This window comes from Betaproteobacteria bacterium (assembly GCA_016194905.1).
In the GTDB taxonomy this organism is placed as follows: domain Bacteria; phylum Pseudomonadota; class Gammaproteobacteria; order Burkholderiales; family JACQAP01; genus JACQAP01.
The window spans coordinates 35,407-61,508 of sequence record JACQAP010000007.1 but is presented as its reverse complement, the minus strand read 5'-3'; the positions used below and the strand labels follow the sequence as shown (position 1 = coordinate 61,508).

Sequence of the window (26,102 nt, the reverse complement as noted above, 5' to 3'; positions counted from 1 at the left end):
TGCAATCATTGCCAGGCTTCGATTCGTCCGACTGCGCTCATCGGTAATTCGATTTAGCGCGTCCACCAGTTCGGCAACCTGGGCCACCGAGTAGTGCGCTGTCATCCCTGGGCGAACATGCCAAAGGATGTCGGCAATCGTTTCTTCCCGAACTTCAGCCTCGCGCAACCGCATTCCCACGGTATGGCGAAGATCATGGATATGAAGATCGGGAATACCTATCTCCTTCCTCGCCCGTTGCCACGCCGTGTTGTTCATGGTCTCCATCGAACCGCCTACATAGACCTTCTTTACGCCCCGGGTCCACACAAACACAAACTCTTCGTGCATTCCCCGAACCGATTCGACGATCGACTGTGCGACGGAATTGCAGACCAGAACGCGACTACGCTTCCTGCCTTTCACGCTCTCCCGCGGAATCTCGAACACGGAGATCCCGAGTTCAGGAACAGCAATTTCCCATTCCCATTTCAGTCCACACACCACTTCGTCGCGCACGCCGGTGTTCAGATCGAACAGCACCATGCGGGCCAAGTGATCCGGTAGCCGGGGTATCAACTCGCGTTGCTCGGCCCAGGTGATAGGGCGAGGTTCGCGCTGATGCCCGATAAGCGGTAAGAGCGTCAGTAGCGGAGGCGTTTCCAGCCAGGTCTTACCATTTTCGTCGCGCCAGCTGCGGGCGGCCAGATTCAACATCCGCCGTACCAGCGTCAGCCCGAGATTGATGGTCTTGTTGGCCAGTCTCCGCGCCTTCCGATCGCGCACAAATGCTTCGAGCGTACCGTCGTGGATCTGATCGAGCGTGCATTGCCCGATATAAGGCATCAACCGTTCAAGGTGATAGATGTCGCTCTCGATCGACACCTTGTCCTGATGATCCAGCAGGTACTTCGCCGCCGCGTCGTCAAAGGTCCGCTTGGCACGTAAGCCGAACAGATGAGATTGACGCAACTGCTCCAACTGATGAATCAGCCAGCTTTGCGCTTCTTCAAGATTCTGGCCGAAACACTGGCGAAGTCGAGTTCCGCGATAGACCTTGTCGACCCACCAGTTACCTTGCCTGTCACGGTAGATGCCGTCTTGCGGTCGGCCCATGATTTGTCTCCTTTCTCACAGGGCCGCCCGTTCCGGTTCTTATGTTCATCGAGTATACGGTCCAGGTCAATGCGATCGAATACGACCGAAGTGCCCAGGCGCGCCGCGGGCAGATAAGGCCGGCATGTTGCTTCGTGGATTTCTGAAAACACTGGGGCGGGAAATACAAAGTTTCGATGGAATTTACGAACACTAACAAGCGTGCGCTTGTTCGAAAACTGGCAGAACTGACGGGGCTGCCGGAACTGATAGTCCCGGAGCAGTTGGCGGAGTATCGGACCTCCTTGCGGACACAAGCAAGTTTTTGGGATTGTTGGAATGTCGCCTGCCGTTATATCTTGGCGACCGCAACTACGGCCGCGCGTGGATGATCGAATCGCCGCGAATGTGCTGATTCTGAGTGGCTAAAGGCTCGCGCTGCTGCAGGATGCTTCGAGTCCCGAGCGCCAGTTCGCACAGACCCATTAAGTCGCCAAAACTGGTGACGTAACGGCGTAAAGGCCGATCCAGCGTTTGCGAATTGGTGCCGCTCACGATCGACCTACATCGAGACCTTCCCTAAGCAGTACGTATATTGAAAGTCCGAGTCAGGGTGCCGACGATACGCCCAAAGACTGGTTGCCCGCTTTGCCGTATTTCATCGTTCCATACGTATTGCAAAGGGTCATGCTCGCCCCTTTTCCGCAAAAATGAACACTTCTTTACATGCGGATTAACATACTAAATTCATCAAATGCCGCCTCGGGCATCAATCATCCGAATTCAGGAAGCGCGACGACAATATTGGCGCTCGAAATACCCACCCACAAACCTGAAATCCCGAGAATCATAAATACAAGTTCGGTTTTCCTCGTGCGCAGGAGCTTTCTCCATTCCGCAATATCAATGTGAGACGGGGAGGGATTATGCTCCGGATGCGTGTGCCACTCGCCGATGTAGTCCAACTTGCGATCAAATCGCTTCCATGCACGCCGCGCGAAACTCTGATGGAACGGAGAGATTCGATGGAAATCGGTTCGCCCCCTTTTGTCTCCACGCTTCGGTGTTGTAGCGAACGTAATTTCGATATGCCGTCCTCTGCGAGCACCCAAGAGAATGCCTCCCGCTTCCTGATCATTGGCAAGGGTTTGGCGATACCGGCTGATTTGATTCAACACGGATGAGACGACGATGACAAACCCATCGTTCCGCTGATTACGAAAGACTATGTCCTCTTGCACGCGGGGCAGCTTTGCAGTCTCGCCAAGTCTTGGTTTCTGACAGGGAACGCCTCGGCATTTTCGCGTGCTCGCGTTCGGAAACGTGGCGAAGGATTTCCGGCTAGCCAATCAATCACAATGTCCGATGCGAGTGCCGCGGCCGACATTGCCGCCGACACCGGGAACATCGTCACACTTTGGCATCCAACGAATCGCGTGGCCGGCGGTTTTTTTATCAACGGCATACGATCCTTCATGCCAATTTTTGGATCATCCACCCACATGCAACGATAGCAGCCCCCTTTCTTTCCATCTACGAATAGCGCTTGGGCAGCTTCCCCGTTTCCTGCGACCCACACGTGCATTAGTGGAGGTGCTCCCCGCCCATGTACGCATTGTTGATGCGCGTAGGCAAGAGCTATGGAAAGGCTTTCCTCGCCGGTAGTGTCAATCAGCAGATCTTCCTCAAATAACTGCTGATATTTACGTACATCTTCCTTGAGTGCACGCAGATTGGCATAGGGAAATTGGGCCTCTAACTCCTTTTTAATCGCGACGCTTTTGTCGAGTGCAAGCGCAGGAAATCCAAGGACGTGCCGCCCGAGATTGCCCGGCTGCATCGTATCGTAGTCAATCAATGTCAAACGACCGCCGTCGCCAACGCCGGCACCGAGTCTTGTTAATGCATGGGCGACATATCCCCCAATGGCGCCGCAACCTATCACTGTCACCTTTTTTCCAAGCAAAGAGTTTCCCTGGATATTGCGTGTATGCACAAATTCGGGAGAGATATCGACCCCGTAGACGCGGGTGATAGGGGTGCGCGCCCCCTTGTTGAAGAGGTAATGCCGATATCGTGCTGGCTTTCGCCTATATGCGTTTCGATGAGTAGATTCAAGTTCAAGGAAAAAACCAAAGAAACCGACCGGACTTGAAAAAACGAAAGCGACAACGTTGTAAGCGAGATAGTCCCGGCTTTCGAGAAGACTCATGAGTCGCTGGCATGCAGTGGGGTCCCAGCGCTTTATCCACTCCATCGTTGCTTTGATTGTCGTAGGAAGTCCACCATCAACATCGACCGACGGATTTTTTGACGTTTCAATAATCCAAACAGGAATCTCTGACGACTGCCGGATCGCGCCGCCGACAGCGTGCGCGAGCCATTCCGGCTCGTCGCCGGTCTGGGTGAGCACGTAAAAGCTCGTCTGCACGCTCTCTATGTACACCAAGCGCGCTCGCTTCTTCTTCTGGTCGATACTTCCTGTATAGACCGATCCCTCGTGCCAATACAGGCCGAACTCGTCATGCGCGCCGAAGCGAAATTCGCGACCGCCAGCGAGCTCTTCTAAAGCTTCCTGCACGCGGAGCAAGCATCTCGCGAACGCCTCGGCTGGCTTGAATCGGTCAAGTACGATCCCGCCGCTGGTGTAGTAGCAAAGATCGCCTCCGGAAAGGACATGCGGTCTGAAGCCTTTCAACACCTCCGGTACAGATTCGAGGAAAACTTTGGGATGGGAAACAAAGTCCCAATCCGCAATCTCAATACGCACAAGTACCGGCTGACCTCGACAGGTCAGCTCACCCCGAAACGCCTTCGTCGCAGACGCCTGCGCACGGATTTGCTTGAATCCCTGGGTGCGCAGCCACCTGGCGACAGGGCCGAAAGATGCTACCGACATTTAGCCGGACTTTGAGCGACGGACTTCGGGCTGGGGCACCACAACGGCGGGCGCGGCTCTCACCACCGCCTGCGGAGTGCCATCAATGATCCAATCCAGTTCGCGAGGCATCCGGGGTCCGAACTGCAGTTGAAGCCCGTTCAATACATCAGTCTTTTCCCAGCGATTCGCATCGAGTCCGTGTTTCAGCACTCGATAGAGAACCTGGGCCTTCGCCTCGGCGGCAATACGATCGTCGGGGCCGAGGTTGTTAAAATCTTCGCGCTCGTCAATTAAATTCTCATGGAGATCACCCGAAAGCTTGTCGGCGAGCTCGCGCGCAACCTCAAGCAAGGCAAGGTCATCACGACCGTGCATCGGCTGAAAGGACTGGCACGCGCAAATCATGAGGGCTACTGAAGATGGCCCGCCTTCTATCCATTGAAAATCCCGCCAGCCTTTCAGGTAGCGGCAGATTCTGCGCAGTTGCTCCCCGTGTTCCGCAATCTGGTGACGGAACCAATCCGAAACCACGCCCGGGTCAGATGCTTTCCACTGGCCATTGCGAGTGGCGAGGACGATCTCCTTCAGACTATCCCAGTCCGGCTCCGGCAATTCGCCAAAAGCGCTTGCTTCAGCGTAATGCTCGTCCTTGAACGTGAGTGACTTCGCCAGCACGCGCTCCTGAATGGCAGTGAACTGCGCATCGGGTGCCGCATATGGTGGTACATCTACATGGCAATCCTTGCCGATCACGACCCGAACGCATGTGTCTTTCGCGCAGAGAGTCCAACCCTCCTTCGCGCAAAGGGATTTGAGCAATTTTTCGAGCAGACCGTAGTAAACAGTGGCGGCAATCTTCGGGTGATTGTCCTCCCACACCGATACGGGCAGGTAGACGCCGAGATCCCAATCCATCTCCTGCGGCGGCACCTGAGCGCGTTGGATGCATGTGTTGTAAGACCAGGACCCCTGCGTTCTGAAACGAGGTGACACCTTCCTCGTCTGATCGAGAATCGTCATCGAGGCTTGCTCGATTCCCTCACGGAGGTGGTCGCGAATTTTATTCTTTGCCTGCGTGAGATGTTGCCGTTGCTCTTCAGTGGGCAAAACCACGCAGTAGTATGAGCGGTCATTGTTGGAACTGTAGAAAAGCCGGTGAAGATTAAGCATCGTCGCTGTTCCTTATGTTTTGATTCGGTCCGTGGTAAAAAGCCGGCTCGTCCGGCTTGTGGCTCATGAAGGCGCGGAAATCGGGGCGCCCAAAACATTGCTGCGCAAGGTGGTTCGCGCGGCCGATCAAGACGCTGGACGCAGCCTCGTCTGTTTTGTCCAGGCCAACTGACGCCGACTGCGCTTCGGTAACTAAAACGTCTACGTCCATGTAGCGCTCGCCGAGAGAATGGCTCAGCATGAATTTACTGAGCGACTCTTGCGCTGAAATGGTCAACTCGAAAATGCTGCTTGCCCAGCGAGCTTTACCGCGATTGAGCGTCGCCGTCGGATCTGCCGTCACCTGGCTCGTGATCGTGCCGACGGCAAGAACATGTACATCTGTTGGGTTTTGCCCCAAGAATTCACGCGCCTCGTGCACTGCAAGCAATCCTGGCGCGTTTGCTACCAAGCCACCGTCTACGTATTGCTGGGAATTAAGTTCGTAGATCGGGAAAAAAGTCGGTGCGGCGCTGGTTGCCAGGGCCACATCGACCATGGATAGCCGATGATCCCGGCCAAAATTTGCATGGTGGGGCGTCTTGAAGAGTTGCGGCGCGCCTGAGGTATAGTTCACAGCGGGGATTAGAAGACGCGTCCTGCTTTCCCCGAGAAGTCGTCCGCCGAGAAATTCGTCGCGCGATAGCAATGCTTTTAGATAACGATTGTCGTACTTCGCGCCGAGCCAACCGGAGAGAAGGCTCCTCGGATGGAAAATTCTAGAACCATGGCTCTTGAATATTTCCGTCAGCCGCGCAGCAGGGATACGGAGTGCCAGTGCCAGCGCAAGGATGCCGCCGATTGAGGTTCCTGCGATCAGGTCGAAGCGATCCGCGATCCTCCCTCCGTATTGCTCCTCCATCAGTTCAAGAACGCGGGAAGAGAACAAGCCGCGGTAGCCTCCGCCGGACAGTGCAAGTATCTGAAATCTTTTTCCCATTTAATATTAAATAGATACAATAATTGTTGGCATATTCAGCACAAACTCGTAAAGATTATATCATGCGATCATATTGATCGCGTATACTCCTCTTAAAGATTTTAACTATTCATGGAATTCAAATAAATGGCGGTTGTTGCTCAGAAGCGTTCTAAACATTTGCCTACGGCTGACATCACACCTGGAGCGCATGAACGACTCGTTTTTATCGATTTTCGCTGTCTGTTTTTGGGGGAGTTGAAGCGAACAGACCTGATAAGTCGATTCGGCATCGGGACTGCCGCGGCGACGCGGGACATTGCGCTCTATAGAAAAGAGCTAGGCGGCCGGATCGATCTTGATCCAGTCAGCAAGTCCTACCGACCGGCAAAGCAATTCACCGCCAAATTCGAACATGACGTCGAGCGAGTGCTGACGGCGTTGTCTAGAGGTTTCGGCGAAAGTCAATCAAGCAGGACGCGTGCGTTATTGCTATGCGAAACTCCACCGGAGTTGTGCACCCCGCGCATAGAGGTACTCGCGCCGATTACTCGCGCGATTTATCGAAAAAGTCCCGTGAGTATTCGTTACAGCTCATTCTCGAGCGGCGAATTGACCCGAGAGATAGTTCCCTTCGCGCTTGCCAATAATGGTGTGAGGTGGCACGTACGGGCGTTCGATCGATTGCGGCAGCAATTTATCGACTTTGTTCTCACTCGTATTCACGAAGCCAATGACAAGGAATCAAGTCCCGTCGAGGAGCATGAGCTTCCTGAACACGATTTCGAATGGGGACGCATGCTTGAACTGGAACTCGTTCCGCACCCGAAGGAAACACGTCCGGAGATTGTGGCGATGGACTACAAGATGAAGGACGGTGTATTAAAAGTCCGCGTACGGGCGGCGCTCGCCAGCTACCTGCTGCGTCAATGGATCGTTGACTGTTCGCCGACACACTCATTGATCGGCCCTGAGTACCGACTTTGGCTTCGCAATACACCGACCTTGTATGGCGTAGCGAATGCGCACCTCGCGCCAGGATACGTGGCGTCATCAAGTTAGCATTGAGTTATCGCGGATCAAGAGCGTTCATGTGCGCCCTCACTATCGGCAAGGAGGGAGATGCAAATGCGCCTGAATGTTGGTCCCCTCTGAGGGATATCTACTGGATCACGGGGCGTTAGCGATCGTGTCGTTTCACTGTCGGGTTGCTGTCGTGTCCGATAGCCCGAGAAAGGTCAATGCTGAAGGCTCTTCAACCCCTAGGTAGGTGACTGATATGAATGCAGGACAGAAAACGCACCCCGAAACCATGCGCATTGTTACACCGCAAGAGTTTAGTCACGTCGTACAAATATTGCGGGAGATGAGGAAATGGTCCCAGGAAACCTTGTCAGCCATCAGCGGCTTGAGCGTCCGTACGGTACAGCGCGTTGAAAACGGAGAGCCCTCGAGTGTCGACACGCGACGCGCCTTGGCTCGCGCTTTTGAATCAGAGGACATCGATGTCTTCAACAAGCCTTGTGACGTTCCAACTAAAGAACATCTACTAGCCGAGAAAGAAAAATTTGAACGCGACCATGTGACGGTTGCGTGCAATCTGGTCAAATCAGGGCGCGACCTTATGGCCGCTTTCACGACCGCCATGGCAGATCAATCCATGCCCGCAACGCCGATGAATGACGCTGCTGAAGAGACATTTGCGACGTTACTGGACTACCTCCGAGACTGGCGAGATTGCTGGGATTTGACGAGCGAGGTAGACAAGCTCGAAGTCTATAGAGAAATTCAAAATCTCCTAGATTCTCTGTTTGCGGCAAATATATCCGTGGTGATCGCGACACGCGATGTAAAACTTATGTCACCGAGCTGGCCAGATAAGACACCATGGCCTGTGACGGTGCTTCACATGGCCGCCTTTGAGAAAGGCGCAGAACCCAAAGAGATCTGGGTCCGCCGTCAGGTCAAGTTCGGATAAATCGACGCTTCTACTTAATTGGTTCTGCCCCGCGCTGCAGAATTTCGAGGTAACTGGTATAGACGTAAACTCTGTTACGGTCCTGACCGGTCACTTCTTTTACGATGCCCAGGTTAAGCAATTCGACGAGCGCGGAACGGGCTGTCGGCGCCGAGACATTTAGTTCCTTTTGGACGTTTGGCACGGTCGCATATATCTGTTTTTCCATGAGGTCATACACTTTATAAACGGCCGCGTTGCTGCGGCCTGAGCGCGCCAGAATTTTGTCGCGATCGGTCTTTATGAGGTCTGTGAGCTCACGTGCCGTGGTCGCGGCTTCATTGGCGACTTCCGCGACGCCACGTAGAAAGAATTCGACCCATTCTTCCCACGCGCCTTTCTGGCGAATGTCCTGGAGGGCGCGGTAATACTCGTTTCTATTGATTTTAAAATAGAGGCTCAAGTACAGAGTGGGCTCGCGCATCAAGCCACCAGCGCACAAAAACAATGTGATTAAGAGCCGGCCCAGTCGCCCGTTGCCGTCATGAAACGGGTGGATCGTTTCGAATTGCGCGTGGATGAGAGCGGCGCGCACAAGGACTGGCAACGAGGGCTTTTCTTCGTTGATGTATTTCTCCAGTTTGCCCAGCAAGGGAAGAACTTGGTCTGCGGGAGGAGGCACGAAATTTATCCTTCCGTATCCGTCTTGTATCCAGACTTGTGAGCGGCGAAGTTCGCCAGGATCTTTATTCCGGCCCCGCTGCCCTTGCAGCAGTATTCGATGCAAGTCTCGCATCAGATTGAGCGTAACTGGATAGCCTTCCCGAACTCGCGAAAGCCCGGCGCGGATAGCTGCGACGTAGTTCGAGACCTCCTCGACATCTTCCGCTGGGACGCCTGGCGCAGCCTCTATCTCATGAAGAAGCAGGTCGGAAAGCGATGACTGGGTTCCCTCGATTTGCGAGGACAGAAGCGCTTCTTTCCGAAGATAGGCGTAAATGAAACGGTCGACATCGGGTAGCAATTGCGCAAGCCCTTCCAGCTTGCCAATAGCGACTTGAGCCTGCTCAAGCAGCCCTAGCATCGGCTCCAGTTGGAGGGGAGGTACCGGCGGCAGCACAGGTGGGATGAAAGCTTGTGCTGCCTTTCCAGCCGCAACCGTTGGAACGTAGTTCCCGAGGCGGGAATTGTCTTTCTTATCGTCTGCCATAGATTATATAAAGGAAAGATAAAATGTAATAACTTTCTTATGACTCCTTTTTAGATCATATTAAGAAAGATAAAGGCATCTGGCAACCCCCATTAAGAAGGGTAATCTAAATTATCTTCCTTAATATAAGGTTAGTACTGTACTAACACCTCCACCGACCGAACTCGAACCTCAAAGGCTATTGGCGAGATTTCCAATCCAACTTTGGCCGCCCATTTCAGGCCGACTCACGCTCTACCGGCACCCAAAAATCGGGGACGCAGGTTCGGTTGCGCCGAGAAAATAGGGCCTACTAAAAAACATCCTCCCCCTTCAACTGATTCACGGAGTAGTCGATGCCATACGTCACTCTTCGCTATGAACGTGCAAAGCTTTACGAGGAAGTCTGGGTAGAAGCCGTCACTACCGTTGCAAAACGCTATGGCATATCGGACGTGGCACTCCGAAAAATCTGCAGAAAGCTCGCCGTGCCGCTGCCACCGCTCGGCTATTGGGCCAAGCTCGCTGCCGGAAAGAAGCTCCCTACCCCGCCACTTCTCGAATATTCCGGGCCTGCCGAAATCGTCAGGGAACGTTACGTCAGCGATGTGCCCGTAGAGCCGGATCCGGCCCATCTCGTCGCCAGGCGCGAGTTCGAAGCTCGGCCCGAGAATCGGATTGTTGTCGCAGAAACGCTCGATCGACCCCATGCATTGGTCGCCGCGACCGAACGCGCTTTCCGAAAACCGAAGCGTCGGAACCCTGACGATCAGCCGATCACCGAACGGCCGGCACTGGCTATTTCGGTAAGCGAAGCGAGTCTGCCGCGAGCCCTGCGGATCATGGATGCGCTGATCAAGGCACTCGAAGCCCGAGGCATGACTTTGCGCATCGAAACGGACGACAAGCGGCGCACCTGCCTGACTCTCCAGGGGCAAGTCATCGCAATTCGTCTCGCGGAAAACATCTCGCGTACCGAGCGTGAACCCACCGAGAAAGAGCGCCAGGAAATCAAGAAATATGGCTATACATACCTTCGGGATCGCTACTCATTCCAGCACACCGGCATGCTGAAACTGGGGATTCTCGGCGACTATCGCGATGAACTGCAGAAGGTCGTGGGCGATGGTAAGCAGCAACGTATCGAGCAGCTCCTGAATGAGTTCATAGTCAAGATCGAGACGGAAGCGGTGCGCCGAAAGAGAGAGGCTGAACACCACGAACGGCAGCGTCTGCGATGGGAGGAAGAGGCACGCCTGCGACGCGAATACGAAGAGAGACAGCGGAAGGAAATGGAACGATTCAAATCGCTAGAGGAGGCAGCACGCAACTGGAAACGGGCGGAAGATCTCCGCACCTACATTGCTGCCGTGGAAACAAAAGCAGCGCGCGAACAAGGTAGCGTTGCGTTGGAAAGCGACCTCGGTCAGTGGATTGCCTGGGCGCGGCAGAAAGCCGATTGGATCGATCCGATCATCAATGTCGAGCGTCCGGTAGACGACGAGGACGAGTGTCCGGTACTCGACGATGAATAGGTAACCGCGGCTTCGGCAGCGCGCAGGGGCGGTGCGCTTCGTACCGTCACGGCCTCAAGATGGGTGGTGCCATGCGGTCCCCGCAACGCCGCATGACCCACTCGTTATCAACCTACTCAGCACTATCATTTTTCATCCTTTCGAGCTCGTCTTTGGCCTGCACCTGGGCCGTTGGAATGATGCCGTGCTCTCGCGTCGCGGCCACCGAGCGCAGGATGTTTCGAGTTTCCAATACCGCTTCGCACAGTCGCCAATAGGCCGGGGGAACGGGTGCCTGCATCGCCATTTCCACGCCTTCCAGGAGCAGTCCGCGCTCGATTAAAAGCCGGTAGTAGTCGGCGTCAGCGACGCCTCTCTTTCGCGCTCGCTGGGTTACCTCTTCAGCCAGATCAGTTGGCAAACGAAGTGCCTTCGGAATCATCGGCCGCATGCCGCACTTCTCCTTTCATGTATCTGCAAATGCGTACAGAAGTCGTTGACGCAACGGCACTTGATCACGAATGCGTATTCAACTGAGGGCTGCATGCGTAGTCACTCCATCTTGTTGACGGTACTTGCATTTCCGGCTCATCGCGAGAGTGCATCAGGTGTGACAAAAAAATTACGGGGCCCCGCCGGTTTTATCGGCGGGGGAAACCCACTTCACAGACCACCGTTGTGCGCCCTTCGCTGGAATGGTGGCGCCCTCCTTCTCCTGCGCCCGAAAATCCGCGTCCTTGTCCATCACATACACGAGCGCGCGCTCGACCAGGTCGGCGAGTTTAAGGGCGCCGCAGAACACGCGGTAACGCTCCACGGGTTCTTGCACGTCGCGGGCAATCTTGACGCGCAGGAATGTGCGTTCCTTTGAGGGTTCGGATTTGAGAATTGCCATGACGCTCATTCAAAGTGGAATTGAGGAGTGGTGACCGCGCCGACTGTAGTGCCAGGCCTGCGAGGAGGAAACTCCCAGTTCTGCCAGGCATGGCAATGCCTCACGACGTTTCTCAGGTTCAGTGTGCTGCGACCGGCTAAAGTTCGTGCGAAATCGCGATCTATGGCCACGGGCGACTTTCTTGGGTCGGAGGCGCGATCCGATCTCCGCGCTTCCCACCGAATTCTGGCTGCCGGTGCGAGCGCGGTTTCTTGCGTGAACACGGGCAATCCACACTTTGCGACAGGAGCGCAAACATAGCGCTCGTGTCGTTAAACGTTTCGAAGTGAGTGTGTCGATTTTCAGATTCGCGCCGGACCACCGGTTCATTCAGCCGCGACACACAGCCGTTTTAACCCAGCCGCCGCCCGCTCCGAACAGTTAAAATCGCGCGTGCAGCCCATTCAACAACCGTAGGATGGGTCGAGCGCAGCGACACCCATCTGCCAATTCGAGAACAATTCTACGTGTCACAGGCACGGGAAAACCGATCCCCGGAGACCCACTTGAACGCCCGCCAGAATGAATACCAGCAACCCATCGGTCCCCCAGTCATCGGCTGGACGCCCCGGCCGTTGCCGCCCCGCTCCGCGCTCGTCGGCCGCCACTGCCGGCTCGAACCGGTCGACGCCGGGCGGCACGCGGCCGATCTGTACGAGGCGTACAGCGAGGCTGCCGACGGTCGCGACTGGATGGACGTACCTGTTCGTCGGACCGTTTCCCGATTTCGCCGGCTATCGCGACTACCTCGTCAAGGCGACCGCGAATCCGGATCCGCAGCATCACGCGATCATCCATCTGGCCTCGGGCAAACCGGTCGGCACCGCGGCGCTGATGCGCATCGACCCGGCGCATGGCGCGATCGAAGTGGGCCACATCGCGTATTCGCCGCGACTCCAGCGCACGCCGGCGGCGACCGAGGCGATGTACCTGCTGATGCGGCGCGTGTTCGACGAACTGGGATACCGGCGTTACGAGTGGAAGTGCGACGACAACAACCTGCGCTCGCGCGCCGCGGCGGCTCGTTACGGATTTCAGTTCGAGGGGATTTTTCGCCAGGCGATCGTCTACAAGGGACGCAGCCGCGACAGCGCATGGTTCTCGATCATCGACAGCGAGTGGCCGGCCATCCGCAGCGGCTTCGAGCAATGGCTGTCCCCGGCGAACTTCGATGCCGCGGGCAACCAGGTCGAGCCCCTGTCGGCGCTGGTCGCGCGGTCGCGCGCCTGAAAATCGTCATGCAACCGGAAGCAACTGCTGCCGGCGCGGCGAGGATTCGTCCCGCGGACGATCCCGCGTGCTGCTGCGCCTGATCCCGTTTGCGCTGGCGCTGGCGTGGGGCCTCAACTGGCCCGCGGTCAAGATCTTGTTGTCCGCGTTCCCGCCCTTCATGCTGCGCCTGGTGAGCCTGGGCAGCGGGGCCATCCTGTTGCTGATCGTCGCGCTGCTGCAGGGCAAGCGCCTCACCCCGCAGAAGGGTTCATGGCGCGGGGTCATGATCGGCGGCATTCTAACGGTCGCGGTCTTCAACCTGTCCGCCACGCTGGCGCAACTCAACACCAGTACCTCGCGCGCCGCAGTGCTGACATTCACCATGCCGATGATGTCCGCCATTCTTTCCTGGCTGGTGATCGGCGAACGGATCGAGGGGCGCAAGATCGTCGCCCTGGCACTGGGCATGGTCGGTGTGTTCGTTCTCGCCTGGCCGGTGTTTGTTTCGCTGGCGCAGGTCCATGATGCGCGCCAGGTCAAGGGCCTGATCTTTCCGCTGGTCGCCGCATTCGGCTGGGCAGCGGGCACCGTCTACCTGCAACGCTGGCCGGTGGCCAGCGAACGCATGGTATTCACCGCCTGGCAGCTGATGGTTGGCGCCGCGTGCGGAGCAGCCGGCGCGTTACTGGCCGGCGAACATTTCCCGACCGGGCCATTGAGCATCCGGGTGATCGTCGCGCTGTTCGTCCACATCGTCCCCGGCACCGCGATGGCCTACTGGCTGTGGTTCATCATGAGCGAGCGGGTCAGCGCCACCGTTTCGTCGATCACCACACTGATGGTGCCGGTGGTCGGCGTGCTGGGGGCGATGGCGCTGGTCGGCGATCGTCCCAATGCGCTGGACTGGGGCGGGTTCGCCTTCGTGCTCGCAGGAGCGGCGCTGATCGTGCTCAAGCTCGACCTTGCGCCTCGCGAAGCGAGTGAAGTGAAGGCGTAGTTCCGTTTCGGCAGTGCAGTCAACGGCACGCCGGCGGGCAACGGATATCGTAGGATGGGTGGAGCCTGCTTCCGGCGGAATAACTCTGGCCCGCATGGAAGCAGGCGGAATCTGGCGACTACGGCCGGCGCAGGCCACGTACGCGCAACGCGCCCAATGCCGCCAGAATCAGACCCAGCACTGCAAGTTGCCACGGCGCGACACAGCAACGGGGTCAGGACCTGCACTGTCTTGTGCGGCGTAGCCGGATAAGCGTATTCACGCACAGACGTGTATGAACCCCTCGTCGTCTAAATGTGCAATCAGATCTTCATAGGCTGGAATTGTTGTGCCCGCAATTTCAATGCGATGAATATGGGCCTCCGCAATGACGAGGACTTGCGCACCCGCAGCTTGGGCAGCAAGGATCCCAACGGCAGAATCTTCAAATATGAGGCATTCCTTCGCATTGACGCCCAATTTTTTGGCGGCAAGTTCGTAGCCTTCTGGATCGGGCTTTCCGGTCGTCACATCCTCCGAGGTAACCAGGACTTTGGGTAAAGGAAGGCCTGCGGCTTTCAGCCGTGCCTTGGCCAGTGCCAAGGGAGCGGAGGTGACGATAGCCCAACGGTTCGCCGGCAGAGATCGCAAAAACTTTGCGGCGCCAGCAATTTCTACAATACCGTCTACGCTAGCGATTTCCGCTTCGGTGATGGCCTGCGCTTCTATTTCTGGGTTTATGCCGGGTAATTCTAAGGCAGCTATCCTGTCAACCGAACGCACGCCGTGAATGGTTGGCAAAAAAGATACGATATCGAGTCCGTGATCAATTGCCCACGCACCCCACACATGCTCCGCCGCGGCTATGGAATTAAGGACCGTGCCATCCATGTCGAAGAGGAGCGCTTTATATCGGCCTTCAAATAACGATCCCGTGTTGTCCATTTACTCGATCGATGCCCGGTACGCCGCTTCACGGCAATAAAAGTTGAGCATCCCGCCGAGTCTCTGTTGCCGGCAGGCCATCCCAACTCCTTGCAAAGAGCTCGGCACCGGCCGGATCAGGCGATTGCCCAGCCCCTGATGATTTCGCTCCCCATGGTCATGGTCCAGGTATTCGGCTACCGCGCGATGCAACGATGCCCGCCCGATGAAGATGATCCGATTCAGGCATTCGTCCTTGATCGAGCGAACAAATCACTCCGCATAGGCATTCAGGTTCGGTGATCGCGGCGGTAGCCGGATGACGTTCGTCCCGCTGCCCCGGATCAGCTGCCGGAATTGATCCGTGTACTTGGTATCACGATCCAGAATGAGATACCCCTTCCCGCGCATCGCCCCGCTTTCCGCATCGACCAGATTGCGCCCTACTTGCAGCATCCACGCTTCATCCGGACTCGTCGTGATTCCTACAAGGTCCACGACACGATCAGCAAGGCTGATCACGAAGAGAAGATCGTGAGTTACCAGCCCTCTTCCTGTCGATACTTCCACCGTCAAGAAGTCGCTTGCGGCAAATACCTCCCAATGTGCCTTCAAGAATGTCGACCACGTTGTCCTCTTGCTTCGCTCGGGCGATGGCTCGATGCCGTTGCGCTTCAATACATTGGCCACAGTCCTACGACCAACACGGTGGCCCAGGTTGCCCAGCGCCCCTTGAATCCGGGTGTATCCCCAACCTGGATTGTCCTGGGCCATGCGCACAATCAGAGCGCAGACTCTTCTGTATGATCCCTGGCCGCCCAGGCCTGCGCCGGTGCACGAAATTCCACTTCTCGGCGATCAGCCGTCGATGCCAGCGCAGCGTATCCGGAGAAACGACCGTGTCCAGTTCGAGCAGCGCCTTGCGTCCCACTGCCTTGGCTTTCCTCGCCAACAGCGCCCGCTCCGCGTCGGTGAACCGGATCCGCTTTCCGCGCAGCCGGTCTTTAAGCGGCCGGTTCTCGGCCTGAAGGAATTCGATGACGATCAATTGGTGGCGATGAACCCAACCAGCCGCGATCATCAGCAGAAACGAGAGCAGAGGTGGCACGGAACCCATGCAACCAGTCTATCGCACGCACCGGCTGAATTGTTGGACAGCACGGCGCCCAGTAAGACGGTCGCCAGCGCTGTGACTGTCCCCCCTGAAAGACCAACCCTCGCGATGATTGAACTCAGCGCGCAAGAATCGATTAAGCTGAATCGTCAGTCGGCCATGCGCTCGAACAGAATGTCTTGCGCACCCTGCCAGAGAACGAGTTTGCCGAACGCTTCCAGATGTTCGCGCCCCTGCTCCACGGTCAAGAAGTGATTGCCGGCCAGTTGCCCCATCCTGCTGGCGAAGCGCGAACTGCCATAAACGAACAGGATCTCCGTCTCGCTGAACCCGCCGGGATAGAACAACAAGTCACCTCGAGATCCGTGGCTGGTATGGTTCTCGAACGCCAGTCCCGTTGCCATCTCGCCCAGGGGAATCCAGACCGCTTCGCCGCTCCAGCGCGAGTGAATAACTTTGTTCCGGAACGGCAACAGGCCCGCGAACAGGGCGCAGGTCGCCGGCGCTTTTTCGGTTTCCATACGCGCAATGAATTCGAACGGCCCGGCACTGATCTTGATGCGCTTCGTAACCGTCATATTTTTCCGGATTCCCCGCGGCTCAGATATTCCCCCATGCCGGTGCGGCCAAGCCAGCCGCCGCCATCGACGATGCACTGCCCGCGCAGAAAAACCTTTTTCACACGGCCCGTTACCGGCCGCCCCTCGAACAAGCTGTAATCGACCCGGCTGTGCTGCTCCGCCGCGCGGATGGTCCACTGCTCTTGCGGATCGAACAGCACGATGTCCCCGTCCGATCCCACGGCGATCGTTCCCTTGCGCGGGAACAGGCCGAACAGCTTGGCCGGCGCGGTCGAGGTAATTTCGACGAAGCGATTGATCGACATGCCCTGCTTTTTGACCGCGCCGTCGAAGATGAGGGGCAGTCGGGTCTCGACTCCGGGCGCGCCATTCGGGATCTTGCTGAAGCTGTCCGCGCCCTGCTGCTTGGAGAACTTCATACCGTGAGGCTGTTCGTTGAAGCAGAACGGACAATGGTCGGTCGACACCACTTGCAGATCGTCAGTCTTCAGCCCGCGCCAGAGGTGCCCCTGATGGTGGTGATCGCGCAGCGGCGGGGTCATGACGTACTTGGCGCCTTCGAACCCGGGCCTCTCATAATCCTGCGCCGTAAGGAACAGGTAGTGCGGGCAGGTCTCGGCATGGACGGGAATACCGCGGTCGCGCGCCTCCGTCACCGCCGATAGCGCTTCCCCCGCCGACAGGTGCACGATGTAGAGCGGCGTGCCGGCCAGTTCCGCCAGGCAAATCGCCCGATGCGTGGCCTCCCCTTCGAGGATCGAAGGGCGAGTAGTGGCGTGGTACTTGGGCGCTTTCAGTCCCTGCGCCACCGCTTCCTGAACCAGAACCTGAATGACCGGGCCGTTCTCCGCGTGGATGCAGGTCATGGCGCCGTTGGCGCCCGCCACGCGCATGGCCTTGAACAGCGCGCCATCGTCCACCATCAGCACGCCGGGATAGGCCATGAACAGCTTGAAGCTGGTGACGCCTTCGTGCCTGATCAGCGTTTTCATGTCGGCCAGGCTCTGGTCGTTGACGTCGAGCATGATCATGTGTGCGCCGACATCCACACATGCGCTGGCTCGGCGTTTGTGCCAGTCCTCAAGCCCGACCAACGGACTCTTTCCAGCCGTTTGGTTGCAGAAGTCGATGAGCGTGGTGGTGCCGCCAAATGCGGCGGCCTTGGTGCCGGTCTCGAAGGTGTCCACGGTATGCGTTGGACCGAACTCCCAGTCCAGGTGGGTATGCACGTCCACCCCGCCAGGCAGGATCAGAAGACCGTTCGCGTCATGTACCTTGACGTCCGCGCCTGCTGCGATGTTCTTGCCGATGGTCTGGATGCGACCATCGACGACCACGATATCGGCGGTGTAATCATCCACCGCCGTTACGATCCTCCCGTTCTTTATCAGGGTCGCAGCCATCTAGCGTTCCTCCTCGGAAAGGTTTGCGTTTTTATATTCGTCGTGCGCGACGCATCAGGGCGCCAGCGCGGCCACGGTTTGCGCAATCGGCCCGTTCTTGGCACCGGACAGCAACACCATCAACAGCAACCTTGCCTTGGGCCCCTTCAGGTCACCCGTAAAGATTGCGCCCGCATTGGCAAGGTCGCGGCCCCCGCCACCGCCGCCGTAAATCGCCTGCACGCGGCCGGCGGGACACCGCGACGTAATCAGAACCGGAATGTTCTTGCGCTTCGCCCGCTGCACGAGTTGCGCCAGTCGCGATGGCCCGTTGCCGCGGCCGAAGCCCTCGATTATCAGACCCGCGACACCGCGCTCGATGGCGGCCTCGATGCCGCGAAGGTCCATGCCGAGAACGAGGCGGAAGAGCTCCACGTTTTGTTCGAGCCGGTCGACTCTGAACGAGCGCCGCAGGACGGGCCGCCGATGGATGACGACCGTGCTGCCGTCGACTGCGCCCAAGGCACCGTGTTCGTACGATTGGAAGGTTTCCACCGCGCTGGCGTGGACCTTGGTCACATCGCGCGCGGCGTGGATGGTTGCGTTGAAGCAGATCATGGCGCCGAGCCCGCGAGCCAACGGCGACGCCGCGACCCGCAAGGCGTTGAGCAAATTGGGGGGACCGTCGGATTGCGGATCATCGTGGGCACGCTGCGCGCCGGTGAACACCGCCGGCTTGTCGGAATCGAGCAGCAGATCGGCCAGATAACAGGTCTCCTCCATCGTATCGGTGCCGTGCGTGACCACCACTCCCGCCACTTCCGGCCTGGAGAGTGCATCCCGGATGCGCCCGGCAAGATTGAAAGCGAACTGCAGATCCATTTCGTAACTGGGGATGGTCGCCAGGTCATGAACTTCGATGTCGGCGACATCGGCCACCTGCGGCAACGTCTGGAGAAGCGCATCGGCACGCTGGGAGGCGACCGTACTGCCCAGCTTCGGGTCATAACGCGACGCGATGGTTCCGCCTGTGGCCAACAGTACGATCCTGGGTTTCATGCGTCGATTCCTTTTGCGCGACCCGCCTACTCAGCGATCCGTGCCTTCAGGAGCATGACGTTCAGCAGCACGTTGCAGCCCGTGGCCAGGTCTTCTTCCTTGGCGTTCTCGATCTCGTTGTGACTGATGCCGCCTTCACACGGGACGAATATCATGCCGGTAGGGGCAACTCTCGCCATGTAGATGGCATCGTGGCCGGCGCCGCTGACGATGTCCATGTGGCTCAAACCCAGAGATTGCGCGGCATTGCGTACCGCGGATACGCATCCGGCTTCGAAATTGCAGGCTGGGTAATTGGCGACGCGCTCGACGCTGGCACTGACTTTCCCCTCCCGCGCAAAGCGCTCGCACGCCGCACGCATCTCGCTTTCCATGCGGTCGAGCGCCTCGTCTTGCGCGTGGCGCAAGTCCACCGAAAGCCGCACCTCTCCCGGAATGACGTTGCGCGAATTGGGCTTGACCTGCATGAATCCCACCGTGCCGCGGCCGTCGGGCTGGTAGCGGTTGGCGAGCGCGTTGATCTCGGCAACGATCTTCGATGCGACGAGCAACGCATCCTTCCTCAGCCGCATCGGCGTGGGACCGGCATGCGCGTCCTGCCCGGTGACAACGACGTCGTACCAGCGCAGGCCCAGCGCGCCGAGCACGACGCCGATCACCTTGCGCGTATCCTCCAGAATGGGTCCTTGTTCGATATGCGCCTCGAAGTAGGCGCCGACGGGCCGGCCGCCGATTTTTTCCGCACCGGCGTAACCGATCTGCTCGAGCGCCTGGCCGACCGTCACGCCCTCCAGGTCGGCGCGTTGCAAGGTGGATTCGAGCGGGAAGGCCCCCACGAACACGCCCGATCCCATCATCACCGGCGTGAAACGCGAGCCTTCCTCATTGGTCCACACCGCCACTTCGATTGGCGCTTCAGTGCGGATCTTGTGATCGTTGAGGGTGCGAATCACTTCGAGCCCGGACATCACCCCGTAGTTGCCGTCGAATTTTCCGCCCGAAGGCTGGGTGTCGATGTGGCTGCCGGTAATGATGGGCGGGAGCGCATCATTGCGGCCCGCACGCCGCGCAAAGATGTTGCCGATGCCATCGATCGCGATGCCGCAGCCTGCCTCCTTGCACCAGCGAATGAACAGGTCGCGCGCTTCGCCGTCCAGCCTGGTCAGCGCCAACCGGCGCACGCCGCCTTTTTCGGTGGCGCCGATGCGGGCGAGATCCATCAGGGACTTCCACAACCGTTGCGAATCAATCGATATTGCAGCCATATCCGGTTCCCTCTTGCGAGCCGCGCCTTGGGGCCGCAGGCGACAGAATGATCAAAAGCTTTTGAAATCGCGCTCGCTCACTTGGCCCACCTCGACAACTTGCTCATCGTGCTTCAGCTCCGCGATTGCCGGTCTTGAGCCGGAATTGGCTGCGCGACCGGGACCTTATGCCACCGCCGGCTCCGCTATTCGCAATTTGCAAAAAGCCTCCAGCGAGCGACGTAACTGACCCTGATCGATGCCGCGCGTGATGAACACGATGCGCGAGCGGTGGTCCGGCGTGGGCCAGCGCTCCAGGTGCTGGGGAGGATGGACGATGTGCTGCACGCCGTTGATGAACACCGGCGTGTCGCTGCCCTCGACGCAAAGGATTCCTTTCACCCGCAACACGTCGTCGCCATGCCGGTTTAGCAGCAGGCTCAACCAAATGCCGAAAGCGGTCCAGTCAATCCGTCGACTCAGGACCAGGCTCATGCTCGATACCGATTCCGTATGCTGGCGCAATCCTTTCGTCGCCTCCACCCTCCTCGCGCTCGCGCCCGCATTCTGCAGCCGGTAGCATGCCGTGCCCGGCGCCGGCGCAGACGGCATTACATCGAGCAAGAAGTCCGCGTCGACGGATCCCTGCGCGGCGTCCCACTGCCTTGCGGAGGGATTCAAGCGCGCCAGTTCCTCGCGCACCGCCGCGGTCTGGGCCGCTTCGACAAGATCGGACTTGGTGAGGACCAGCCGGTCGGCGGCGGCCACTTGCTTGATGCCCTCGCGATTGCGAGACAGATGCAGTTCCGCATTCACCACATCTACGGTGGTAATCACGTTGCCGAGCTGGAAATGATGCCGGATCACCGGCTCGCTCAACAGCGTATGGAGAATCGGTCCCGGGTCCGCGAGGCCGGTGGTCTCGATAATAATCCGGTCGAAGGCCGGAATCTCGCCGCGCTCGCGCCGGCTCAGCAGTCCGCGCAATGCGGACGCGAGGTCATCGCGGATGCTGCAGCAGATGCAACCGCTCTGCAGCAACACAACCGACTCATCTACTTGCTGCACCAGCAGATGGTCCAGGCCTATTTCGCCGAACTCATTGATCAGCACCGCGGTACGCCCCATGCGCGGTGAACGCAGCAGCCGCTGCAGCAGCGTTGTCTTGCCGCTGCCCAGGAAGCCCGTGAGGACGTTGACCGGAGTGAGATTGCTGTTCGAGACCATCGCGTGCTCTGCCCCTGATCAATCCTGTTCGAGAACTTCGATCAACCGTGCATCGAGCGGATCGATCGATTGCCTGCGCATGCGTTCGGCCGCGGGCCAGACGGCGGCGACGCTGGGCACGATGGCCGTCTGGCCGGTCTGGCTGCCGAGCAAGTAAGCGCTTCCCTGCCAGTCGCTCAACTTCAGCCCGTATTGCTTGAGAATGCGGTTGGCTTGCGCGACGCGGTGCAGCCGTTCGTGGCGACGAGTGCGCGCGGCGCTGCCGCTCGCGCCCACGGTCACGTCAGTCCAGTGCGCCTCACCATGGAAAACGCCGCACAGTCCGCACATGGCTAGCCCGCCGCAGCCACGGTGGAGTTGCCCGTCGAAGGGGCGCGAGCCGCCCCCGTGGCCCGCCCGGACCGCGCAACCAGGTAATGCAATTGCTCCGCGTCCCAACGGGCGATCACCGGATCCCCCATCGTCAACGGGTCGGCGAAAAATTGGTCGTCGGGGACGTTGGCGACGAAGCCCTCGCCGCAAGCATCCTCGATAGAGATCTTCAGCCAGGTGCCCTGGTATTCGATTCCGCAGACACGACCGCTCACTGCATTGACGCCGGCTTCAGCCGTTTCGGAGTGTGCGCGGCTCAGACGCACGCGATCGCGGCGCACCGCGACCTCGAACTGCTCGCCAACCGCAGGGCCCGAGGCGACGGCCGAAGGCGGCGCCGTGATGTCGATCTTCTTCTTTCCACTAACGATGGTGACAATACCGGCCTGGCGCCCGGTCACCGTTCCGGCCAGCACATTCTGTCCGCCCATGAAGTGCGCCACGTAACCGGTGCGCGGCCGGTCGTAGACGTCCCGGGCCGAGGCCGCCTGCTCGATCTGGCCCTGATCCATCACCACCACCATGTCGGCCAGCGCGATCGCCTCCATTTGGGTGTGCGTCACGTGAATGAACGTGATGCCGAATTCCGCCTGGATGTTCCTGAGCTCGCCGCGCATCTGCAAACGCAAAAACTCGTCGAGCGCCGAGAGAGGCTCGTCGAGCAGCAGTACGCGCGGGTTGGTAATGAGCGAACGCGCCAGCGCGATGCGCTGCTGTTGCCCGCCCGACAGCTGCGCAGGCAACCGGTCTGCGAAGGACTTCATGCGCACGCGATCGAGCATGTCGCGCGCGCGTGCCCGACGCTCGGCTTTATCCACACCGCGCGTCTTGAGGTTGAAGGCAACGTTATCCGTGCAGCTCAGATGCGGAAACAGCGCGTAACTCTGGAACATCATGGCCGTGCCGCGTTCGACCGGGGGCTTGTCGACCACGTTCTCGCCGTCGATCAGCACTGCGCCCTCGGTCGGCGATTCGTGGCCGGCGATCATGCGCAGTATCGTCGTCTTGCCACAGCCTGACGGCCCCAGCAGACAGCAGTAACATCCGCCAGGTATTTTCAGATCGATGTTCCTGACCGCGGTCGTTTCGCCGAAACGCTTGGTGACGCCTGCCAGTTCGATGCTGCCTCGCGCGGCAGGACGCCGATCTCCCGGGTTCATTCTTGTTCCTTTGCCAAAGATACATTTCCAACAGGTCGCGATCTGCGCCACTGGATGATGGCGATCGATCCCAGCGCAAGCGCGATGGCGATGAACGACACCAGCGTTGTGACCGTTCCAAGCGCATACAGTGCCGGCGAGGTCACGTTGGTGGTCATGCCCCAGATTTCCATGGGCAGCGTGTTCGCCGCGCCGGACGTTAACAAAGTGCGCGGAAACTCGTCATAGGACAGCGTGAATCCAAACAGGGCCACCGCGATCATGCCGGGAAACAAAATAGGCAAGACCACCCATAGAAAGATCTGCCAATTGGTGGCGCCGAGATCCCGCGCCGCCTCTTCATAAGCGCGATCGAAGCGGCTGAGCACCGCGAACATGATCAGCATGCCGAAGGGCAATGTCCAGGTGAGCTGCGCGCCCAGCGCCGAGGCGAACCACTTGGTTTGAACCCCCAGCGTTTGGAAGGTAAGCCCCACGCCCAGCCCCACCAGCAATCCCGGCATGATCAAACTGGCGACCGCCAAATAGAACACGAAGGCGGCCCCGACGAATCGACGCCGGAAGGCAAGCCCGGCGACCACCGAAATTGCCACCGTCAGCAGCAAAGCCATCACCGCGAGAATCATGGAGCGGGTGAACGCGCCCGCGAAATCTCCCGTCCGTTGCTGACTGAAGAGCGCGTCGAACCAGTGCAACGACCAGCCTCGCATGGGGAAGGTCAGCCCGCCAGTGGGTCCCTGAAAGGACAGGATATAAATGGCCGACATGGGGCCGTAGAGGAAGAGCACGAACAGGCCGAAAAAAACACTCAGCGCGTAAAAGCTCAAGGGACGTTTGCCGGTCTGTAGTTTCTGCATGACTTACCCCGCGATTTCTTTTCGGACATCGACGACCCGCAGGATCGCCGCCACCATCAAGCTCACGACGATCAGCAAGATCACGGCGCTGGCCGCCGCCGGGGGGTACTGCACCATCGCGATCTGATTCGACATGGCCATGGCGATGGAGGCGGACTGGCTGCCGCTCATGACCTTGACCACGAAGAAATCCCCCATCACCAGAGTAACCACGAAGATCGACCCCAAGGCGATACCGGTCTTGGAAAGTGGGACCACGATGTCCCAGATGATGCGCCAGCCACTGGCGCCGCCATCGCGGGCCGCCTCGATCAGCGCCTTGTCGATTCTCGCCATAGCGTTGAAGATGGGCACGATCATGAACAGCGTAAACAAATGCACATAAGCGATGATGACCGCGAAATCCGAGAACAGCAGAAATTCCAGCGGTTGCTGCGTAATCCCCGCCCCAATGAGCGCGTTGTTGAAAATCCCGTTCCTGCCGAGAAAAGGAATCCACGAGATCATGCGAATGATGTTCGACGTCCAGAACGGCACGGTGCACAAGAGGAACAGCGCCATCTGCCAGATCAGGCTCTGCACGTGGAAGGCCAGGAAATAGGCAACGGTGAATCCGATCAGGAGCGTAATCGCCCATACCACCACCGCGTAGTAGAGTGTTTTCAAATACAACGACAGCGTGACCCCGGAAGTCAGCACATCGATATAGTTCACGAAGTCGAAGGCGGGCACCGAGTCGAGGCCATCGAACTGAAAAAAACTATAGGCGATGACCACCAGCAAAGGAATGCCGAAAAACAGCAGCAGCACCAGCAGCAGCGGACCGATCTGCAGATAAGACGTCAGGGTGGGCGAGACTTTCACGGGGCGTGCGCCTCTTGTTCTGTCAGGTGATTGCACGTAGGGGGAAAGGGTAGGAGGTAGAGAGAGGAAAAAATCTCCGCCCCCTATTCTCCAAATCCTGGCTCCTAGTCCCCTATTTCAGGAAGCCAGGAATTCGTTCCACTTCTTGACCATGTACTGGTTCTCGTCCATCAGGGTATTCCAGCAAGCCACTTTACCCATGCGATCCCAGAAGGCTCCGCCGTCACGCACCGCACCCGGTTTCTCCATGACGTTACCGTAGGGATCCTTGATTTCGCCCTTGGCCGGCTTGCCTTCGTACCAATAGCCATACTCATCCTCGGTCATGAATTTCTTGGCGGCTTCTGGAACGGAGCTGTAGTAGCCTTGCTTGGCGATGAAGCCCGCCTGCCATCCAGACATATACCAATTGATGTACTCGTAGGCCGCGTCGAGTTGGATGCCTTTGAGGTGGGCCATGGGAGCGATACAGCTGCCCCAGGCGCGATAGCCTTCTTTTAACGGCGCGTAATAGCACGGAATTCCGCGCGAACGCACCGCCGTCACCGCTGGCGACCACATGGACTGAACGATGGTTTCGCCTGACGCCATCAGGTTCACGGACTCGTCGAAGGTGGCCCACATGGCGCGGAACTGTCCCGCCTTCTTCGCGGCCTTCAGAATATCGATGGTCTTGTCGATTTCGGCCTTGGTCATGTTGCCTTTGTCGCCGTACTTGATGTCGCCGCGCGCTTCGATGGCCATGGCGGCGTCCATGATGCCGATGCCCGGCACGGATACGATGGACGTCTTGCCCTTCCACTCGGGATTGAGCAACTCGGACCAGCTCTCGACCTTGCGCTTGACCAGGTCGGGACGAATGCCCAGGGTGTCGGCGTTGTACACCGTGGGGATGCCCGTGATCCACTTGGTCGGGCCCTTCGCGAACTCCTTCGCCCCTGGTCCGCTCACGTATTGCACTTTGTAGGGCAGCACGCCCTGGTCGGACACCTTTCTACCGTCGGGATAGGTGCCCTTGGTGAAGATCGGCACAACCTTGTCCCACAGCTTGATCTTCTTCTCCTCCATGGGTTGAAGCGTGCCGCGCTTGATGAGGTGTAACTGGAAAAAATACTCGATGTCAGCGATGTCGATGGTCTGGGGTTGGGTCACCAGGCGGTTCAGCAGCGCGGAATGGTCGGCGGTCTGCATCTCCACCTTGAAGCCCAGATCCTTGGTGGCCTGGTCCGCAATATCTTTGATGGCGGAGTAGGAGCCGCCGACTTGCATGAGCTTGACGTCCTTGATGTTTTGCGACCACACCAACGGAAACCCGTCGATCAAACCCGTGGTGGCCGCGGCCCCTGCCGTCAGCGCGGCGGTCTTGAGGAAGCGCCGGCGTCCCGTCGAGGTCTGCGTCCTGGCCCGCTGTCCCGCTGTCTTCGCTTTTCCCTTCTTCATCATGGTTTTCTCC

The 26,102-nt window shown here is 58.5% G+C and carries 24 protein-coding genes and 2 pseudogenes; 5 read left to right on the top strand and 21 right to left on the bottom strand.

The features are described from left to right. The 6 genes from HY067_03460 to HY067_03435 all read right to left on the bottom strand — a co-directional run. Nucleotides 1-1,095 (bottom strand): tyrosine-type recombinase/integrase (locus tag HY067_03460; GenBank protein ID MBI3527002.1); only part of this gene is annotated, 1,095 nt, incomplete at its 3' end. A gap of 351 nt (nt 1,096-1,446) precedes the next feature. Continuing rightward, nucleotides 1,447-1,629: a hypothetical protein gene (locus HY067_03455; protein MBI3527001.1), complete on the bottom strand. Its 183-nt coding sequence runs from the start codon at nt 1,627-1,629 to the stop codon at nt 1,447-1,449. A 218-nt stretch (nt 1,630-1,847) separates the two neighbouring features. Beyond that, nucleotides 1,848-2,315, bottom strand: coding sequence for a Mov34/MPN/PAD-1 family protein (locus HY067_03450; GenBank protein MBI3527000.1), 468 nt, complete (start codon nt 2,313-2,315; stop codon nt 1,848-1,850). Further along, nucleotides 2,300-3,973, bottom strand: coding sequence for a ThiF family adenylyltransferase (locus HY067_03445; GenBank protein MBI3526999.1), 1,674 nt, complete (start codon nt 3,971-3,973; stop codon nt 2,300-2,302). Before HY067_03445 ends, HY067_03450 begins: the two co-directional genes overlap by 16 nt. Continuing rightward, on the bottom strand, nt 3,974-5,125 hold the full coding sequence (locus HY067_03440) for a hypothetical protein (GenBank protein ID MBI3526998.1): 1,152 nt from the start codon (nt 5,123-5,125) through the stop codon (nt 3,974-3,976). Next, nucleotides 5,118-6,104, bottom strand: a complete 987-nt coding sequence (locus HY067_03435; protein ID MBI3526997.1) for a patatin-like phospholipase family protein — start codon at nt 6,102-6,104, stop codon at nt 5,118-5,120. The genes HY067_03440 and HY067_03435 overlap by 8 nt, the downstream gene beginning before the upstream one ends. Nucleotides 6,105-6,230: 126 nt before the next feature. Here HY067_03435 and HY067_03430 point away from each other — a divergent pair, with 126 nt between their 5' ends. Both HY067_03430 and HY067_03425 read left to right on the top strand, forming a co-directional pair. Continuing rightward, nucleotides 6,231-7,145 (top strand): WYL domain-containing protein, encoded by a 915-nt coding sequence (locus HY067_03430; protein ID MBI3526996.1) that lies wholly within the window; start codon nt 6,231-6,233, stop codon nt 7,143-7,145. Between the two features lie 217 nt (nt 7,146-7,362). Next, nucleotides 7,363-8,061 carry a helix-turn-helix transcriptional regulator gene (locus HY067_03425; protein ID MBI3526995.1) on the top strand — a complete coding sequence of 233 codons (699 nt, stop codon included), beginning with the start codon at nt 7,363-7,365 and terminating at the stop codon, nt 8,059-8,061. A gap of 10 nt (nt 8,062-8,071) precedes the next feature. Here the strand turns inward: HY067_03425 and HY067_03420 are convergent, their stop codons facing one another. Further along, the gene (locus HY067_03420) at nt 8,072-9,250 is read right to left on the bottom strand and encodes a Fic family protein (protein ID MBI3526994.1); all 1,179 of its coding nucleotides are present in this window, start codon (nt 9,248-9,250) and stop codon (nt 8,072-8,074) included. A 335-nt stretch (nt 9,251-9,585) separates the two neighbouring features. Between HY067_03420 and HY067_03415 the strand changes: the two genes are divergently transcribed. Continuing rightward, complete coding sequence (locus HY067_03415; protein ID MBI3526993.1) at nt 9,586-10,764, top strand: hypothetical protein; 1,179 nt, start codon at nt 9,586-9,588, stop codon at nt 10,762-10,764. A gap of 112 nt (nt 10,765-10,876) precedes the next feature. Here HY067_03415 and HY067_03410 read toward each other — a convergent pair whose 3' ends face one another. Next, on the bottom strand, nt 10,877-11,194 hold the full coding sequence (locus tag HY067_03410) for a hypothetical protein (protein MBI3526992.1): 318 nt from the start codon (nt 11,192-11,194) through the stop codon (nt 10,877-10,879). Nucleotides 11,195-11,365: 171 nt separating this feature from the next. Continuing rightward, the gene (locus tag HY067_03405) at nt 11,366-11,638 is read right to left on the bottom strand and encodes a hypothetical protein (protein MBI3526991.1); all 273 of its coding nucleotides are present in this window, start codon (nt 11,636-11,638) and stop codon (nt 11,366-11,368) included. A gap of 545 nt (nt 11,639-12,183) precedes the next feature. Here HY067_03405 and HY067_03400 point away from each other — a divergent pair. Together HY067_03400 and HY067_03395 are read left to right on the top strand one after the other, a co-directional pair. Further along, a pseudogene (locus HY067_03400) lies at nt 12,184-12,907 on the top strand (GNAT family N-acetyltransferase). A gap of 73 nt (nt 12,908-12,980) precedes the next feature. Beyond that, the gene (locus tag HY067_03395; protein ID MBI3526990.1) at nt 12,981-13,886 is read left to right on the top strand and encodes a DMT family transporter; all 906 of its coding nucleotides are present in this window, start codon (nt 12,981-12,983) and stop codon (nt 13,884-13,886) included. A gap of 258 nt (nt 13,887-14,144) precedes the next feature. Here the strand turns inward: HY067_03395 and HY067_03390 are convergent, their stop codons facing one another. The 12 genes and pseudogenes from HY067_03390 to HY067_03335 form a co-directional block, all read right to left on the bottom strand. Next, a complete protein-coding gene (locus HY067_03390) occupies nt 14,145-14,810 on the bottom strand; it encodes an HAD-IA family hydrolase (GenBank protein MBI3526989.1) in 666 nt (221 codons plus the stop codon). After that, a pseudogene (locus tag HY067_03385) lies at nt 14,811-15,870 on the bottom strand (transposase). It lies immediately after the preceding gene. Nucleotides 15,871-16,052: 182 nt separating this feature from the next. Continuing rightward, nucleotides 16,053-16,481: a DUF3830 family protein gene (locus HY067_03380; GenBank protein ID MBI3526988.1), complete on the bottom strand. Its 429-nt coding sequence runs from the start codon at nt 16,479-16,481 to the stop codon at nt 16,053-16,055. Beyond that, on the bottom strand, nt 16,478-17,887 hold the full coding sequence (hydA, locus tag HY067_03375) for a dihydropyrimidinase (GenBank protein MBI3526987.1): 1,410 nt from the start codon (nt 17,885-17,887) through the stop codon (nt 16,478-16,480). Before hydA ends, HY067_03380 begins: the two co-directional genes overlap by 4 nt. Nucleotides 17,888-17,941: 54 nt before the next feature. Beyond that, nucleotides 17,942-18,925, bottom strand: coding sequence for an asparaginase (locus HY067_03370; protein ID MBI3526986.1), 984 nt, complete (start codon nt 18,923-18,925; stop codon nt 17,942-17,944). 26 nt (nt 18,926-18,951) lie between these two features. After that, on the bottom strand, nt 18,952-20,190 hold the full coding sequence (locus HY067_03365) for a Zn-dependent hydrolase (GenBank protein MBI3526985.1): 1,239 nt from the start codon (nt 20,188-20,190) through the stop codon (nt 18,952-18,954). Between the two features lie 165 nt (nt 20,191-20,355). Beyond that, nucleotides 20,356-21,396, bottom strand: coding sequence for a GTP-binding protein (locus tag HY067_03360; GenBank protein ID MBI3526984.1), 1,041 nt, complete (start codon nt 21,394-21,396; stop codon nt 20,356-20,358). Nucleotides 21,397-21,414: 18 nt separating this feature from the next. After that, nucleotides 21,415-21,726: a hypothetical protein gene (locus tag HY067_03355; protein MBI3526983.1), complete on the bottom strand. Its 312-nt coding sequence runs from the start codon at nt 21,724-21,726 to the stop codon at nt 21,415-21,417. Between the two features lie 2 nt (nt 21,727-21,728). Then, nucleotides 21,729-22,928: an ABC transporter ATP-binding protein gene (locus HY067_03350; GenBank protein MBI3526982.1), complete on the bottom strand. Its 1,200-nt coding sequence runs from the start codon at nt 22,926-22,928 to the stop codon at nt 21,729-21,731. Then, a complete protein-coding gene (locus HY067_03345; GenBank protein MBI3526981.1) occupies nt 22,925-23,785 on the bottom strand; it encodes an ABC transporter permease in 861 nt (286 codons plus the stop codon). Before HY067_03345 ends, HY067_03350 begins: the two co-directional genes overlap by 4 nt. A 3-nt stretch (nt 23,786-23,788) precedes the next feature. Next, a complete protein-coding gene (locus tag HY067_03340) occupies nt 23,789-24,685 on the bottom strand; it encodes an ABC transporter permease (protein MBI3526980.1) in 897 nt (298 codons plus the stop codon). 81 nt (nt 24,686-24,766) lie between these two features. Further along, a complete protein-coding gene (locus HY067_03335) occupies nt 24,767-26,089 on the bottom strand; it encodes an extracellular solute-binding protein (protein ID MBI3526979.1) in 1,323 nt (440 codons plus the stop codon). Nucleotides 26,090-26,102 lie beyond the last annotated feature (13 nt).

Coding starts and splice junctions, on each gene's coding strand:
- HY067_03415 (MBI3526993.1), top strand. CDS start 9,586: ATGCCATACGTCACTCTTCGCTATGAACGTGCAAAGCTTTACGAGGAA.
- HY067_03370 (MBI3526986.1), bottom strand. CDS start 18,925: ATGAAACCCAGGATCGTACTGTTGGCCACAGGCGGAACCATCGCGTCG.
- HY067_03405 (MBI3526991.1), bottom strand. CDS start 11,638: ATGGCAATTCTCAAATCCGAACCCTCAAAGGAACGCACATTCCTGCGC.
- HY067_03365 (MBI3526985.1), bottom strand. CDS start 20,190: ATGGCTGCAATATCGATTGATTCGCAACGGTTGTGGAAGTCCCTGATG.
- HY067_03410 (MBI3526992.1), bottom strand. CDS start 11,194: ATGCGGCCGATGATTCCGAAGGCACTTCGTTTGCCAACTGATCTGGCT.
- HY067_03360 (MBI3526984.1), bottom strand. CDS start 21,396: ATGGTCTCGAACAGCAATCTCACTCCGGTCAACGTCCTCACGGGCTTC.
- HY067_03355 (MBI3526983.1), bottom strand. CDS start 21,726: ATGTGCGGACTGTGCGGCGTTTTCCATGGTGAGGCGCACTGGACTGAC.
- HY067_03440 (MBI3526998.1), bottom strand. CDS start 5,125: ATGCTTAATCTTCACCGGCTTTTCTACAGTTCCAACAATGACCGCTCA.
- HY067_03445 (MBI3526999.1), bottom strand. CDS start 3,973: ATGTCGGTAGCATCTTTCGGCCCTGTCGCCAGGTGGCTGCGCACCCAG.
- HY067_03435 (MBI3526997.1), bottom strand. CDS start 6,104: ATGGGAAAAAGATTTCAGATACTTGCACTGTCCGGCGGAGGCTACCGC.
- HY067_03390 (MBI3526989.1), bottom strand. CDS start 14,810: ATGGACAACACGGGATCGTTATTTGAAGGCCGATATAAAGCGCTCCTC.
- HY067_03380 (MBI3526988.1), bottom strand. CDS start 16,481: ATGACGGTTACGAAGCGCATCAAGATCAGTGCCGGGCCGTTCGAATTC.
- HY067_03350 (MBI3526982.1), bottom strand. CDS start 22,928: ATGAACCCGGGAGATCGGCGTCCTGCCGCGCGAGGCAGCATCGAACTG.
- hydA (MBI3526987.1), bottom strand. CDS start 17,887: ATGGCTGCGACCCTGATAAAGAACGGGAGGATCGTAACGGCGGTGGAT.
- HY067_03345 (MBI3526981.1), bottom strand. CDS start 23,785: ATGCAGAAACTACAGACCGGCAAACGTCCCTTGAGCTTTTACGCGCTG.
- HY067_03425 (MBI3526995.1), top strand. CDS start 7,363: ATGAATGCAGGACAGAAAACGCACCCCGAAACCATGCGCATTGTTACA.
- HY067_03430 (MBI3526996.1), top strand. CDS start 6,231: ATGGCGGTTGTTGCTCAGAAGCGTTCTAAACATTTGCCTACGGCTGAC.
- HY067_03335 (MBI3526979.1), bottom strand. CDS start 26,089: ATGAAGAAGGGAAAAGCGAAGACAGCGGGACAGCGGGCCAGGACGCAG.
- HY067_03420 (MBI3526994.1), bottom strand. CDS start 9,250: ATGGCAGACGATAAGAAAGACAATTCCCGCCTCGGGAACTACGTTCCA.